Genomic DNA, 13,240 nt, shown 5'->3' with positions numbered 1-13,240 from the left:
GTCATCAACACCCGTTCGCCCTGATCCTTCGATACCTCAGGACTGGGTCGCTTCGCGATCGAAGGGCTTGTGGAGCGTCGGGATGGGGCTTCGATACGCCGCAGGCGTACCCTGCCCTGAGGTATCGAAGGGTCAGCCTGAGCGGAAATCGGTGTCCGCAACCTGAAGCGTACACATCAGTTTGAATCGCACCCCAGCGCAACAGGAAACGCGACGCCCACGGCTGAGATGGATTTGGCTTGTTGGCTTGTTGGCTTGTTGGCTTGTTGGCTTGTTGGCTTGGATTTGGCTCGGAACAAATACCCAAACTCCGTTCGGGCTGAAGTATCGAAGCCTCAACCCGAGGTCGAGGGGATTCGATACCTCAGAGGCTGAGAGTCTTTCGATCATGCCCGCTCATCACGCCAAAAGCCCCCTGCTCGTCGTTGCAAATGCTCGCCATAGCCCAAGCTATGGCTGCGTTTTGCGTCTAGATCAGGCGCCTTTTGACGTGCTTCCCGGACACCGTTCGAAATACTCCCTGCCTCGCAGCCCGAACGGGAGCGAGCCATACCCCATATCGGTCGAGCACGCGAAATGCGCCACGATCCCGTCGCCTTTCGATGTTTCGAATCCGCCGCGCTGCCCTATGGTGTCGACAGGTGCAGTCCTCGCACCATCACGCTTGACCAGATCCCATCATGACAACGCGACCGCCAAAACCATCACAAGCCAGCACCGGCCCCACTCCCATGCTGATCCAGCAAGCCAGTGCGCGCCTTGTCTTCGAAGGGCTTCTGCCCAGCCTCGCCCGGCCCTTGCAGGCTGATGTGACGACGCTAGAGCGCTTCTGCGCGCTGATGGCTGCCGAGGGATGGACGGCGCACGTGTCGGCGCTCGCCTTCGACCGCATCTATGCCCGCGAACGGTTCATCTTCGCCAAGCGCCGCGGCAGCCCTGAACTCGCCGGCCTCGCGATGAGCCTGTTGCATTGCCATCGCTACGGGCCCACGTCTGCACGCTGACCGCCCCCGGCGACGGGCACGCCCCGAATTCATCGCCGAACAGATGGAGGCCAGCAACCGCTGATCGCCGCGGCAGCGAACAGATCGCCCTCTCGGTGGTCTTGAAGGGCGCGGCACGGGCCGGGCGCGCCATTTGCCCCTCTTCATGGGCACAAAACCCATAGGAGGTCGTCATGAGCCCTTGGCTTGAATCGAGGCGCCTTTGTGCGCTGCTCATCGCACTCTCAGGCATGACATTCATTCCCGCGCAGTCCGCTTTTGCGGCGACCAAGCGCGCCGTCGTCCCCGCCCCGCAGATCACCTCATTCGAAATGGAGCCCGCCCAGAACGTTGCGACCGGAAATGAATTGTTCTTCCGGGTTGAGGGCACGCCCGGCTCTCGCGTGACCGTTCGTGTGGGTGGAGTTTCGCGCACGCTGGTGCTGCAGGAAGTCGATGAAGGCGTCTACGAAGGTGGCTACACGCTGCGGCCGATCGACCGCGCGAATGTCAACTCGTCAGCCACGGTCACGATGCGCCGCAACAACCGAAGCAGCGCGAGCACCATGGCGCGCCTGAATGCTTCAGCGCCACCGGTGGCCGCCACGCCGGCGCCGCAACTCGCACGGCCGACGGCGATCGCGCTGAATCGCTTCGTCGCGATGCCCGTCGACAAGCTCGAGCCCGGCACCGAGCTGAAGTTCGTGGCCGAAGGAACGCCGGGCCAGCGCGCCACCTTTGCAATCGAGAACGTCGCCACCAGCATTCCCATGCGCGAAGTCTCACCTGGCCACTATGAGGGCACCTACACGCTCAAGCGGCTGGACAAGGTGACCGGGGGCGTGCCCATCGTCGCCACGCTCGAAGGCAACAACCAGGTTGTGCGCAGCAACCTCACGCGCAATCAGATGCTCGTGGATTCACGTCCGCCAACGATTCGCAACCAGGTGCCGAAAGACGGCGATACGGTGCATGCCACCGGCCCGGTGTCCGTGTCCGGCACATTCGATGACCGCGGCGGTCTCGGCGTCGACCCGAAGACCGTGAAGATCCTGCTCGGCAGCCGCGACGTCACATCCAACGCCAGCATCACGCGCGACTTCTTCACCTATCGCAGTGAACTCGCCCCCGGCCGCTACGTGGCCGACGTGACCGCCAAGGACGGTGCAGGCAATCCGGTACGAAGCACGTGGGCCTTCAATGTCGAGCAACAACCCACGGCCGCCATCGGGCTGCCGCTGGCGATCACGAGCCACCAGCCCAACGCCACCGTGCCGGCGGGTGGCCGCGTGACAGTGCGAGGCAAGACCGCGCCTGGCGCGACGGTGGATGCGGAAGTGGTCGGCGTCGCCTCGGTTGTCGGCATGATCGGCATGGCGCAGAAGCTCTACAACGAGCGCATCACCGCCGATGCAGATGGCAACTTCAGCTTCGACATCGCGCCGCAGATGCCGGTGCCGGGGATGCGCTATGAGGTGAACGTGAAAGCAACGTCGGGCAACCAGACGAGGGACACGAGGCTTGTGTTGTTCCAGCAGCGTTGATGCACTGTCCTGAGAGGTATCGAAAAATCAGTGCGAACGAAGAGGCGTGTTCGCCAGGGCAGGCTTGTGCCTCCCCGAATGGCGGCACCCACGCCCCGGTGTGCATGAGGCTCTGGTAGCGGTCGACAATGCGGCCGTCGCAAGCGCCAGGGCCATGTCAGTCGCCCGTGCTCCCATGCGCGAGGACCTGCCGGTGGTTTCGAAATCGATGACGGCAATCGTTTCCGTGCGTGACGCATTGCCATCGGGGACGGTAGCATTCGGACCATGGAAACATCGATGTTCTGGATTTTCGTAAGCCGTTTCGGCGAAGCCCAAATCCTCTTGCCAGCCACACTCGGCGCCTGCTTATGGCTCGCCCATCGCGACGAATCCCGGCCCGTGGTCATTCGCTGGCTCGCCTGGATGTCGGCCGCGGCGATCGTCACCACCATCACCAAGGTCGCATACATGGGCTGGGGCATTGGTAGCGCCACGCTCGATTTCACAGGCATTTCCGGCCACGCGATGTTCGCAAGCGCTGTCTATCCACCGCTGCTGTTCATCATCGCGAGTTCGCGTTCTCCGGCATGGAAACGCGTCGCATGGCTGGCCGGCTTTGTGCTCGCACTCATGATCGGCGTGTCGCGTGTGATGGTCGAGGCGCATTCATGGTCCGAGGTGATCGCCGGTCTCGCGATCGGCTGTGGGGTGAGCGTGTCCACGCTGTGGATGGCGCGAACGCGGCACCCCAGTGTGCCCTTGTGGCTGCCGCTGGGCATGGCGGCATGGCTTGCCATCATGCCGGTGCATGCGCCCGCTTCAACGACCCACGACATGGTCACGCGGCTTGCGCTCAAGCTGTCGGGAAGGCACATGCCGCACACGCGCGCGGACTTGCATCGCATTAATCGAATTCGTAGCGTGGATTTCACCGGATAAATTCAAAGTTCAAAGCCGCCCGATGCACCCCGGAGCGCCGCAGCGACACCGCAGCTTTCCTTCGTGGTGCGTCTCGCCATAGTTCACCGTGATTTCCTCGCCCGCAGCCACATCCCGCATTGCGTAGAACTCGACTCGGCCCTGGCGGATGCGCAGCACGGCATTCGGCACGCAGCAATGGTTCGTGAAGCGCAGCGGGTCGCTCGACGCCGAGGCGTCGATGGCGCGCTTGTCGCTCAGCTCCACGATCATGATGCGTGCCTGGCCTTTGGCCCGTCGGCGAGCTTCGCGCACGCTGATGGGCTCGCCGCGGATCTCGCCGATCTTGCGGCGTGCGGGGATCGGCTCCGCCGCGAATGCGCCCTGGCCGTCGATGCGGCTTGGCGCCACATCAACAGCGAACTTTTGTGGATCGCTGCGCTGGCCCTTCGCGCGGGGCGCAGAGGGCTCAGCAGGGTGAACGTCAACGGCGTGCAATTGAGGCATGCGGCATTGTCGTAGCCCGGGCGCCTTCGTTCCATTCAATTACCCACAATTCGGATCTCGTTGCACCCACCGGACTCTCAGGCGGACTCTGAGGCTGAGATGGCCCCCCGACCACGCCTGGCCGCGCTAAATCGCACCCACGCTTCCCGTCACCGGCAACACGATCCCCGTGATGTAACCCGAGCAACACGGCGCCGCCAGGAACACATACGCCGGCGACAGCTCCTCCGGCTGCGCAGCCCGCTTCAAATCCGTGTTCTGCCCGAAGGTCGCAACCTTCTCTGCCGGCGAATCCGCCGGATTGAGCGGCGTCCACACCGGCCCTGGTGCAACGGCGTTCACACGGATCCCCTTGTCGACGAGGTTTGCGGCCAGCGACTTGGTGAACGCATGTATCGCCCCCTTGGTCGTCGAATAGTCGAGCAGCCGCGGGCTTCCTTCCAAGCCCACGACCGATCCCGTGTTGATGATCGACGAGCCCTTCTTCAAATGCGGCAAGGCGGCGCGCGCCATGTGGAAGTAGCCGTAGACGTTGGTGCGCAGCGTTTCATCGAAGCGCTCGTCCGTGATGTCTTCCAGCGAATCCGCATGCAATTGGAAGGCCGCGTTGTTAACCAGGATGTCAAGCCTGCCGAAGGCCCTCAGCGCTTGTTCCACGGCCTGCTTGCAGAACTGGGAATCCTTCACATCGCCCGGAATGAGAATGCAGCGGCGGCCTTCCGCCTCGACCCAGCGCTGCGTCTCTTGCGCATCCTCGTGTTCGTTCAGGTAGACGATCGCCACATCGGCACCTTCGCGCGCATACAGGATCGCCACCGAACGGCCAATGCCCGAGTCGCCGCCCGTGATGATGGCCGCCATGTGGCGCAGCTTGTTGCTGCCTTCGTAGTCCGGCGCATGCGAATTCGGCTTGAGTTCGAGGTCCGCTTCGAGGCCGGGCTTCTTCAGGTGCTGCGCCGGCAGCTTTTCAGGCTGGGGGCGGGCGCCGGCCTGTGACGCACCCTTGGCTTCGGGCTTGCCTTCGTCCTTCTTGCCCGCATCGTGTCGGTCCTGTTCCGCCTGCATACGGCGCTGCTTGATGGCGCTTGCGTCGGCTCCCGCGCCTGAGGATTTGGGATTCGAGTTGGCCATGTTCACCTCCTATTGGGTTAAGGCCGATTGCTGACCGATGAAAAAGTGCGTGAGCTCCTTCGACAGGCCCAAGATGCACGGCCTTTGCTTTGGCCACTCAAGTCGAGTAGCGCAGCGTAGTCCCATACTTCTTCTCATACGCACCCTGGCAGATGACACAGCGGCTCGCCGTCGGTTGAGCTGCAAGCCGCTCCGGGGCGATGTCCTGCCCGCAATCGACACATTCTCCGTAGCTGCCATCGGCAATGCGTTCGCGTGTGGACGCGATGTCGGTCAGCTCTTCCTGATCGCGTTGCAGCTCGACGTGCTCGATGCCGTTGCGAAAACGCTGCTCGCCTTCTTCGCCCAGGTCTTCGACGTGGCCGGCGCCCGTGCCCGGTCGATCAGCCAGCGCTTCCTTGGCTTCGCGAACGCGCGAGCGCAACTCGGCTTCCCGGCTTGCCAGCCTCTGTTCGATTGCGCGTACCTGAGCAACATTCACTTTCGACATAGCCAACTCCATCGGTTTCACTGTGCTCATCGCAACGCTGCGGCAAGCCTTGTGCCCGAGGCAACTGGATGGGCACAAGGTTTGCCCCTGAAGGCCGAGCTGCGCGTTTTTTTCGCGGCAGTACGGTGGACATGAACTGGAATTTTCCCAACTGGGCACGCTGGCCCTTCAACGCCCACGGGCCTTTGCCATGGCAGGTCTAGCGCGCCGAATCGCCTTGTGGATGGCGCTGGCGATTGGCGTGCCGGTGATCTGTCTCATCACCTTCCTTGTTGCGATGATTCCGGGCTCGCCGGGTGTGAAAGAACTACGCGCCCTGCAGGACATCAAGCCAAGTGTGCTCCTGTCTGCCGACGGCAAAGTGCTCACCACCTTCAAGCGCGCGCAACAAGAGCGTGTGACGCTCGCCAAGATTTCGCCGCACGTCGTCAATGCGCTCATCTCCACCGAAGACCAGCACTTCTACGAACACCACGGCATCGATTTCTACCGCACGCTTGGCGCCGCAGTTCGCACCGCTGGCGGCGACACCCAGGGAGGCTCGACGATCACGCAGCAGCTCGCACGTAACCTCTTTCCCGACAACATCGGCCGCTCGCGCACGCTCACACGCAAGGCGAAAGAGCTCATCACGGCGCTACGCATCGAGCGCAACTTCACCAAGACGGAGATCCTCGAGAACTACCTCAACAGCGCGCCGTTTCTCTACAACGTGGTCGGCATCGAAATGGCCGCCCGCACCTACTACGACAAGTCCGCCAACGAACTCGACGAACTCGAAAGCGCGACGCTGATCGGCATGCTCAAGGGAACGCACTACTACAACCCGGTCCTGCATCCCGCGCGCGCCAAGGAGCGGCGCAACGTCGTGCTTGCGCAGATGGTCCGGCACAAGGTGCTGGCCGAAGACAGGTTCAATCGTCTGCGCGAGCAGCCGCTCAACGTCGAATTCAATCGTCAGCCCGATATCCTCGGCGACGCGCCGCATTTCGCGATCGCGCTTCGAAAGTCGCTCATCGACTGGGCCGACGAGCATGACTACAACCTCTACACCGATGGTCTCGTCGTGCACACCACCATCGACTCGCGCTTGCAGGAAGCGGCCACACGCGCCGTGGAGCAGCAGGCCAAGGCTTTGCAGGCGGTCGCTGACGTGGAATGGAGTTCGTCCGGCATGCGACTCGCATCGACCTCGGTCGATGCCTACCTCGGCATACGCAACAAGGTCGACCCGTTCGCGCACTTCTGGACCAGGAGGCGCGATTTGGTGAGCATGTTCGTGCGCGAGTCGCCCGAGTTCAGCGCTGCGGTCAAGGCCCACGCCAGCGAAGCCGCGGCGATGCAGGCGCTGATGGACGACACGACGCTGATGGCCCGCCTCAGAAAGGAAAAGACGCGCCTCGAAGCCGGCTTTCTCGCCATGGACCCGGGCACCGGCGACGTGAAGGCCTGGGTCGGCAGCCGCGACTTCGACACCGATCAGTTCGACCACGTCTCGCTCGCCCAACGCCAGCCCGGTTCGACCTTCAAGCCCTTCGTCTACGGCGCGGCGCTGGAAGCCGGCCTCAGCCCGGACCGCACCTACATAGACGGCCCGGTGGAAATCAAGCTCGGCGACGGCACGGTCTGGCGACCCACCGACATGACGGCTCCCAGCGGCGAGCCCATGACCTTGCGCGACGGCCTCGTCTACTCGAAGAACGTCATCACTGCACAGGTGGCCCAGGAGGTCGGCATATCGCGCATCGCGGAACTCGCGAAGTCCATGGGGGTGTCGCAGAGCAAGCTCGACCCTGTGCCTTCGCTCGCGCTCGGGACGAGCCCGGTGACACTGCTCGAGATGGTCAACGCCTATTCCACGATCGCGCAGCAGGGGCAGTACCACAAACCTGTGATGGTCCGGCGCATCACCGATCGACAAGGCAATGTGCTCGCCGAGTTCGGTGGAGAGACCCGGCGCGCGATGTCGGCGGACTCCGCCGTCGATCTCATCGACATGATGCGCGGCGTGATCAACCGAGGCACCGGCACGCAAATCAAGTCGCGATTCGGCATCGTGAGTGACATCGCCGGCAAGACCGGCACGACGCAAAACAACACCGACGGCTGGTTCATCCTCATGCACCCTGAGCTTGTCGCCGGAGCGTGGGTGGGCTTCAACGACTCGCGCGTCACCATGCGCAGCGACTACTGGGGGCAAGGTGGACACAACGCCATCCTGCTGGTGGGCGACTTCTTTCGCACGGCCCTGAAGAGCCGCCTGATCAACGCGAAAGCCACCTTCCCGACGGCCCGGCACCCGCCCGTGGCGCCCGGCGCCTCGTGGCCTTCTGACCCATGGTCCATTGACGCCTCAGCGCCGGACAAATCGCACGATTCACCCGCAACCGGTGCCGACGACGTCGTGGTACGGGAAGATTCGAGCGGCATCAACATTGGCGACAAGGCCAGCATGACGACGAGCCAGCCGGCCCCGGCGAGTGATGCGCCGAAGACATCGGCCGAGCTCGACCGTGTGATCCAGGGCATGAGCCGGGAATCGACCGGAGGCAATTCGGGCAGCGGCAGGAGCAGTTCCATGCCCGCCGCCAGCGAGGCCACGAACGGGCAATGATTCACGGAATCCGCGGGCAGGCGCTTCGGGAGTCGCCGAATTGGCCGCTTGATGGCGCTTATTCACGCCCGCCCGAGCGCATGTGCCGGTCCAATCAGAGGGCATGGTCAAGCCCTCCACCCTCCTTCGCCTCGTGTCGCTCGTGCTGTTGTTCGCGGCGGTGCATACACCCTCCTTTAGCGCCGACCTGACGGGCACCGAAATGCGCTGGCTCAAGGCCGGCTGGCCGGTCATCGAGTACGCGAAAGAGCAGAAGCTGCCGGTCGACGTCGTCGTGCAGCCGCATGCCAAGCCCGGCGACGCGCCAATCGCGATGGGCTTCGTCGACCAGCGCTGCAAGCTCGTGCTGTCGATGCGCGGCAACCCGGAGGCGGAAACGACATTGGCGCAGATCGAACCTTCACTGCTCGACCCTGTGGTCGAGGCGATGGTGGCGCACGAACTCGGCCATTGCTGGCGTTACGTTCACGGCGCATGGCACACCTTGCCTGCCGGCTTCGTCGACACCAGCGATGACACGCCCACCAACACCGACCAGGAATTCATGAAGATGCGCCGCGACATGCGCGAGACGCGGCGCGAGGAAGGTTTCGCCGATCTCGTGGGTCTGGCCTGGACACTGTCGCAGCACCCGGCGCAGTACGAACAGGTCCACGCCTGGTTCAGCAAAGTGCGCGATGACCAGCCGGTGCCGGGCGCCCACCACGACACGCGCGCATGGCTTCGGCTCGCGAAGGACCGCGGCGCGTTTGCACACGAGGCGGATCCGTTCAAGCAGGCCTGGCCAATGTGGCAACAGGGCCTCCTGAACAACGACTGAAACGCCGATCGAGGGCGCGTTGCTCGTGGTGTCCAGCTGCGAGCCCTGTGGGCCTGGATCGGCCGCGGCACAGGCTACTGGGGGCCGCCCCAAGTCCAATCGGATTGGCGCGCCGTTTGGGATCACACGCTGCGGCTCGTACCCGACATGCAATGAGGGCGGCACTTGAGCTAACCTGCGCCTCCTCACGCAGGAGCCGCCATGTCCGACCGCACACTGAATCTCGACGACAAGCTCTACCGTTACGTACTCGATCACTCGGTGCGAGAGCATCCCTCCCAAGCCGCCTTGCGCGAAGCAACGCGCAACCACCCCCACAGCGGCATGCAGATCTCGCCCGAGCAAGGCCAGTTCATGGCGTTGCTCGTGAAGCTGATGGGTGCGCGAAAGACCATCGAGATCGGCGTCTTCACGGGCTACAGCGCCTTGGCCGTGGCCTTGGCGCTGCCCGAGGACGGCCAGGTACTCGCCTGCGACATCAGCGATGAGTACACACGCATCGGCAAGCCCTTCTGGACGCAGGCGGGTGTGGCGCACAAGATCGACTTGCGTCTGCAGCCGGCATTGACAACCCTGGACCAACGCATCGCCGAGGGCGCCAAAGGCCAGTACGACTTCGCCTTCATCGATGCCGACAAGGGCAGCTACGACGCCTACTACGAACGTTGCCTCACCCTCGTTCGCGCCGGAGGCTTGATCACGATCGACAACGTGCTTTGGAGCGGCAAGGTGGCTGGTCCCGCCGACAGCGAGGACACGGCGGCCATCCAGGCCCTGAACGACAAGCTGCATCACGACGAACGAATCGACTTGTCACTTTTGCCAGTCGGCGACGGCCTCACGCTCGCGAGAAAGCGTTGATCAGGGCACCGGGCGATCCCACATTCACTGTGTCCACACTGCAAGGTCAGCCTCTCACATCAATGCGCAGGCATTCCTTCTTGCGCCCCCCTTCTTCTAGGTGTATCGCCACCACAACAGCGGCCCCCTTTAGATCGGTAGATCGGCAAAATCCGTCGCGCCGCGATCTCTCTGCGGCAGCTTCACAAAAATGGAGGACCTACATGAAGAAGATCATTCTGGCTATTGCGGCACTCGGCGCTCTGTCGGCCAACACGGCCTTTGCGCAAACCTACGTCGGTGGCGCCATCGGCCAAGGCCACGTCAATCTCGACTGCGCAGGTTTTGCGAGCTGCGACAACAGCGACACTGGCTACAAGATTTTCGGTGGCTACAAGTTCACCCCGAACGTCGCCGGTGAAGTCACCTATTTCAACTTTGGCAAAGCCAAGGCAAGCAGCGGCGGCGTCGACGCCTCGGTCAAAGGCACGGGCGTGGGTCTTGGTGTTGCCTTCTTGGGCGACTTCGCACCGCAGTGGTCCGGTGTTGCCCGCCTCGGGATTGCGTCCAACCGCGTCAAGGTCGACACGAATCCGACGTCGTCAGTCGTGGGTTCGGAGTCCAGCACCAATGCCTACCTCGGGTTCGGCATCGGCTACGAAATCAGCAAGGGTCTGCAACTGACCGGCGCCCTCGACTTGTCGCGCGCGAAGTACCAGGGCTCCAGCGGCAACATTCGTCTCGCCAGTGTCGGCCTGACCTACGGTTTCTGATCTCCAGATCGCACTGCTCGTCAAAACGCCGGCTTCGTGCCGGCGTTTTTCATGGGCGAGAAGAGTCGACCGGCCAGTTGAAATTCAGACGATCAGCTTGCAGGAATCGCCCGACGCACGCCATATCTTCACCGACACCAGCGTTGGCAATCGCCCCTGAAGTTGCTTCGCGATGAAAGCACACAGCCCTTCGAGCGTGGGCTTGCCCAAGCCCTCGACGTCATCAAGAAAGTGGTGATCAATCAGTTCATGCACCTGCGCCAACTCGCGGCGAAAGATGCCTAGATCGATCAGCATCCCGGTCTCGGGGTCTGGCTGCCCCCGCAGCGTAACCTCTGCATGATAGGTGTGCCCGTGGATGCGCTTGCTGGGGACGGCATCGATCTTTCGTTCCAGCGTGTGCGCCGCCTCGAAGTGAAATCGCTGGGAGAGTTCGTAAACCATCATCGAATCCCGATGACCTTGTGCGTCTGCACGCTCAGGCGCCAGCGCGGATCGCGCAGGCATTGCGCAATGGCCCATTGCGTGTTGGCGGCCGCATCGGGGCCGTCCATCGGCTGAAGAAAGCGATGGTCGAAATCGAGCAGCGCCAGATCGTCCAGCGACAGCGCTGGCTGCGGCACCACCACTTTCAATTCCTGCCCGCGTGTCTGCTTCAAGGGTGCGCCAGCCTTGGGGCTCACACACAGCCAGTCGATGCCTGCGGGGGCTGCGATGGTGCCATTGCTTTCGACGGCGATCTCGAAGCCCCTGGCATGGATGGCGTCGATGAGCGGGGCATCGAGCTGCAATAAGGGCTCGCCGCCGGTGAACACCACGAGCCGCTGGCCCGAGGTCATGCCCGTCCAGCGCGATGCGATGGCAGCGGCCAGCGACGCGGCATCGGCAAAACGTCCGCCGTCCGGCCCATCCGTGCCCACGAAGTCGGTATCGCAAAAGCGGCACACGGCCGTCGCGCGGTCCTCTTCGCGACCGCTCCAGAGGTTGCAGCCCGCGAAGCGGCAGAACACCGCCGGCCGGCCGGCATTGGCGCCTTCGCCTTGCAATGTGTAGAAAATCTCTTTGACCTGGTAGGTCATGCTGGCACTCGCCTTGTTGGCTCCGTTGGGAGCGGATGTACTGGCCGATGGCCAAAGGGGCGCGATTTTACCGGGCACCCTGTTGGACGCCTCTACCCACCGGGGACACTCTGCCGCACTGGCGTGCCGTTGAAGCGCGATAGAGTCTGCGCCCCGATGCTCAGGGTTTTTTTCGATCGAGCGGAATGGACCGCGAGCGTCAGCACACCGCAAGTCGACCCGATTCGATTCGTCGGCTACCGAAGACCATCCACTGGAGAAACCCAATGACCTTGTCCAAAAGCCTTCGATTCGCCCTCGCTTCATGCGCGATGGTCTGCTCCTTTGTCGCGTCCGTCCCCGCGCTCGCGGCCAACACGTCGACCAAGTTCGAGCCCGTGACAGAAGTAAGGGGTGCCAAGCTGCAACTCAACGGCGCGGGCACCCGCTACAAGGCCATCTTCAAGGTCTACGACATGGCGTTGTATACAACCAGAAAGGTCAGTACCCCCGAAGAACTGCTGGCACTGCCCGGGCCGAAGCGATTGCAGTTCACAGCGTTGCGAGACATCCCCGGCACCGATCTCGGCCGCCTGTTCATGAAGGGTCTCTCCGAAAACTCGCACAAAGATCAGGTGCAGCGCCACGCACCGTCCACCACCCGCTTCATTGAAATTTTCTCAGCCAAGTCCAAGCTTGTGGCGGGCGACACCTTCGCCATGGAATACACCCCGGGCAAGGGCACACAGTTCTACATCCTGGGCCAACCGCAGGGCGAGCCCGTCGGCGACGACGAGTTCTTCACGATGGTGATGAATATCTGGGTAGGCGACTCGCCGGCCGATCGCGGGTTGAAGGCCTCGCTGCTGGGTAACGACAAGTAGGCGGCTTCTGGCGGAGGGCATCCGGCTTCATCGAAACGGATGCAATCCATGTCTGGCATCACCATAGGTTTCAACGCCAGCACTCTGCATTCCGACCGACACGCACGCGTCGAGCACCGCGGGCTGCACAAGCCCATCCACACCGCGGTGCAATACGCCCTGCGCGGAGGACTTGATCGGCGTCTTCCAAGGCCACCTTGGCCATCTCGGCGAGATCCTGTGAACACACCTCAGCCATAACCCACATGTGGACGCCGGTCAAGGGCGCAGCACAACAACCGTAGGACGCCAGAGTTTCCGCTCTGGTGCGTGAATGCGGACAATGACTTGGCGACGGTCGCGTCGCTGCGTGCTTTGAGCAGCATGCACGAGATTGCCAGCAAACCGCCGGTCGTCAGTGCCGGCACCCGGCCATCACGAGACGTTCACAACCGGTAGCTATCGAACAGCCTGATTGCGCCCCACCTGTTTCTCGGCTTCTCGGAAGGGCGGCCGAGGGCATCGAAGCAGCGGAGCAAGGACTTCGCCTCGGCAACGGTGCGCGGTCTGGTGATCGCGATGTTGGCTAAACAGCGGAACTAGGCGACTGCCTCATGGCTGTTATGTCCGTTGATATCCGAGGCGATCTGAGGGGGTGACGTCCCGGTGTTCTTGAGGGCGATGTTGAGATCGGCACCTTGCTCAGCTTGGGACCGC

Annotated in this window: 13 protein-coding genes and 1 pseudogene; 8 read left to right on the top strand and 6 right to left on the bottom strand. The window is 63.0% G+C overall.

The features are described 5' to 3' along the window. The first annotated feature begins 731 nt into the window (after positions 1-731). Positions 732-1,004, top strand: a complete 273-nt coding sequence (locus AC30NL_RS17590; RefSeq protein WP_489465287.1) for a hypothetical protein — start codon at positions 732-734, stop codon at positions 1,002-1,004. Between the two features lie 173 nt (positions 1,005-1,177). Further along, complete coding sequence (locus AC30NL_RS17585) at positions 1,178-2,527, top strand: hypothetical protein (RefSeq protein WP_489465286.1); 1,350 nt, start codon at positions 1,178-1,180, stop codon at positions 2,525-2,527. Between the two features lie 76 nt (positions 2,528-2,603). Here the strand turns inward: AC30NL_RS17585 and AC30NL_RS17580 are convergent. Further along, positions 2,604-2,704: pseudogene (locus AC30NL_RS17580) on the bottom strand (3'-5' exonuclease); the annotation flags it as partial. Positions 2,705-2,806: 102 nt separating this feature from the next. Between AC30NL_RS17580 and AC30NL_RS17575 the strand changes: the two are divergent. After that, positions 2,807-3,448: a phosphatase PAP2 family protein gene (locus AC30NL_RS17575; protein ID WP_489465285.1), complete on the top strand. Its 642-nt coding sequence runs from the start codon at positions 2,807-2,809 to the stop codon at positions 3,446-3,448. A gap of 9 nt (positions 3,449-3,457) precedes the next feature. Here the strand turns inward: AC30NL_RS17575 and AC30NL_RS17570 are convergent, their stop codons facing one another. The 3 genes from AC30NL_RS17570 to AC30NL_RS17560 all read right to left on the bottom strand — a co-directional run bounded on the left by AC30NL_RS17570 (position 3,458) and on the right by AC30NL_RS17560 (position 5,555). Further along, a complete protein-coding gene (locus tag AC30NL_RS17570) occupies positions 3,458-3,934 on the bottom strand; it encodes an SET domain-containing protein (RefSeq protein ID WP_489465284.1) in 477 nt (158 codons plus the stop codon). 126 nt (positions 3,935-4,060) lie between these two features. Further along, a complete protein-coding gene (locus AC30NL_RS17565; protein WP_489465283.1) occupies positions 4,061-5,065 on the bottom strand; it encodes an SDR family oxidoreductase in 1,005 nt (334 codons plus the stop codon). 97 nt (positions 5,066-5,162) lie between these two features. Next, entirely contained in the window at positions 5,163-5,555 is a 393-nt protein-coding gene (locus tag AC30NL_RS17560; RefSeq protein ID WP_489465282.1) for a TraR/DksA family transcriptional regulator, read from the bottom strand. A 190-nt stretch (positions 5,556-5,745) separates the two neighbouring features. On the opposite strand from AC30NL_RS17560, the gene AC30NL_RS17555 reads away from it, so the two are divergent. From AC30NL_RS17555 to AC30NL_RS17540, 4 genes are all read left to right on the top strand, one after another. After that, positions 5,746-8,169 carry a penicillin-binding protein 1A gene (locus AC30NL_RS17555; RefSeq protein ID WP_489465281.1) on the top strand — a complete coding sequence of 808 codons (2,424 nt, stop codon included), beginning with the start codon at positions 5,746-5,748 and terminating at the stop codon, positions 8,167-8,169. Between the two features lie 103 nt (positions 8,170-8,272). Continuing rightward, a complete protein-coding gene (locus AC30NL_RS17550; RefSeq protein ID WP_489465280.1) occupies positions 8,273-8,989 on the top strand; it encodes a hypothetical protein in 717 nt (238 codons plus the stop codon). A gap of 201 nt (positions 8,990-9,190) precedes the next feature. Continuing rightward, entirely contained in the window at positions 9,191-9,850 is a 660-nt protein-coding gene (locus AC30NL_RS17545; protein WP_489465279.1) for a class I SAM-dependent methyltransferase, read from the top strand. Between the two features lie 203 nt (positions 9,851-10,053). Next, positions 10,054-10,602 (top strand): outer membrane beta-barrel protein, encoded by a 549-nt coding sequence (locus AC30NL_RS17540; RefSeq protein WP_489465278.1) that lies wholly within the window; start codon positions 10,054-10,056, stop codon positions 10,600-10,602. Positions 10,603-10,686: 84 nt separating this feature from the next. On the opposite strand, the gene AC30NL_RS17535 is transcribed toward AC30NL_RS17540, so the two are convergent. Both AC30NL_RS17535 and queE read right to left on the bottom strand, forming a co-directional pair. Continuing rightward, a complete protein-coding gene (locus tag AC30NL_RS17535; protein WP_489465277.1) occupies positions 10,687-11,046 on the bottom strand; it encodes a 6-pyruvoyl trahydropterin synthase family protein in 360 nt (119 codons plus the stop codon). Then, positions 11,046-11,681 carry a 7-carboxy-7-deazaguanine synthase gene (gene queE, locus AC30NL_RS17530; RefSeq protein WP_489465276.1) on the bottom strand — a complete coding sequence of 212 codons (636 nt, stop codon included), beginning with the start codon at positions 11,679-11,681 and terminating at the stop codon, positions 11,046-11,048. Before queE ends, AC30NL_RS17535 begins: the two co-directional genes overlap by 1 nt. Before the next feature lie 266 nt (positions 11,682-11,947). On the opposite strand from queE, the gene AC30NL_RS17525 reads away from it, so the two are divergent. Beyond that, positions 11,948-12,544 carry a chalcone isomerase family protein gene (locus AC30NL_RS17525; RefSeq protein WP_489465275.1) on the top strand — a complete coding sequence of 199 codons (597 nt, stop codon included), beginning with the start codon at positions 11,948-11,950 and terminating at the stop codon, positions 12,542-12,544. Positions 12,545-13,240: the final 696 nt, after the last annotated feature.

Source organism: Rhizobacter sp. (assembly GCA_021153565.1).
Classification (GTDB): Bacteria; Pseudomonadota; Gammaproteobacteria; order Burkholderiales; family Burkholderiaceae_C; genus Albitalea.
Note: the sequence above shows the minus strand (reverse complement) of the source record. Positions and strands in the feature narration are given on the sequence as shown.

Bases quoted from the DNA above. Each gene is read 5' to 3' on its own strand.
- AC30NL_RS17590 (WP_489465287.1), top strand. From the start codon at position 732: ATGCTGATCCAGCAAGCCAGTGCGCGCCTTGTCTTCGAAGGGCTTCTG.
- AC30NL_RS17585 (WP_489465286.1), top strand. From the start codon at position 1,178: ATGAGCCCTTGGCTTGAATCGAGGCGCCTTTGTGCGCTGCTCATCGCA.
- AC30NL_RS17575 (WP_489465285.1), top strand. From the start codon at position 2,807: ATGTTCTGGATTTTCGTAAGCCGTTTCGGCGAAGCCCAAATCCTCTTG.
- AC30NL_RS17570 (WP_489465284.1), bottom strand. From the start codon at position 3,934: ATGCCTCAATTGCACGCCGTTGACGTTCACCCTGCTGAGCCCTCTGCG.
- AC30NL_RS17565 (WP_489465283.1), bottom strand. From the start codon at position 5,065: ATGGCCAACTCGAATCCCAAATCCTCAGGCGCGGGAGCCGACGCAAGC.
- AC30NL_RS17560 (WP_489465282.1), bottom strand. From the start codon at position 5,555: ATGTCGAAAGTGAATGTTGCTCAGGTACGCGCAATCGAACAGAGGCTG.
- AC30NL_RS17555 (WP_489465281.1), top strand. From the start codon at position 5,746: ATGGCAGGTCTAGCGCGCCGAATCGCCTTGTGGATGGCGCTGGCGATT.
- AC30NL_RS17550 (WP_489465280.1), top strand. From the start codon at position 8,273: ATGGTCAAGCCCTCCACCCTCCTTCGCCTCGTGTCGCTCGTGCTGTTG.
- AC30NL_RS17545 (WP_489465279.1), top strand. From the start codon at position 9,191: ATGTCCGACCGCACACTGAATCTCGACGACAAGCTCTACCGTTACGTA.
- AC30NL_RS17540 (WP_489465278.1), top strand. From the start codon at position 10,054: ATGAAGAAGATCATTCTGGCTATTGCGGCACTCGGCGCTCTGTCGGCC.
- AC30NL_RS17535 (WP_489465277.1), bottom strand. From the start codon at position 11,046: ATGGTTTACGAACTCTCCCAGCGATTTCACTTCGAGGCGGCGCACACG.
- queE (WP_489465276.1), bottom strand. From the start codon at position 11,681: ATGACCTACCAGGTCAAAGAGATTTTCTACACATTGCAAGGCGAAGGC.
- AC30NL_RS17525 (WP_489465275.1), top strand. From the start codon at position 11,948: ATGACCTTGTCCAAAAGCCTTCGATTCGCCCTCGCTTCATGCGCGATG.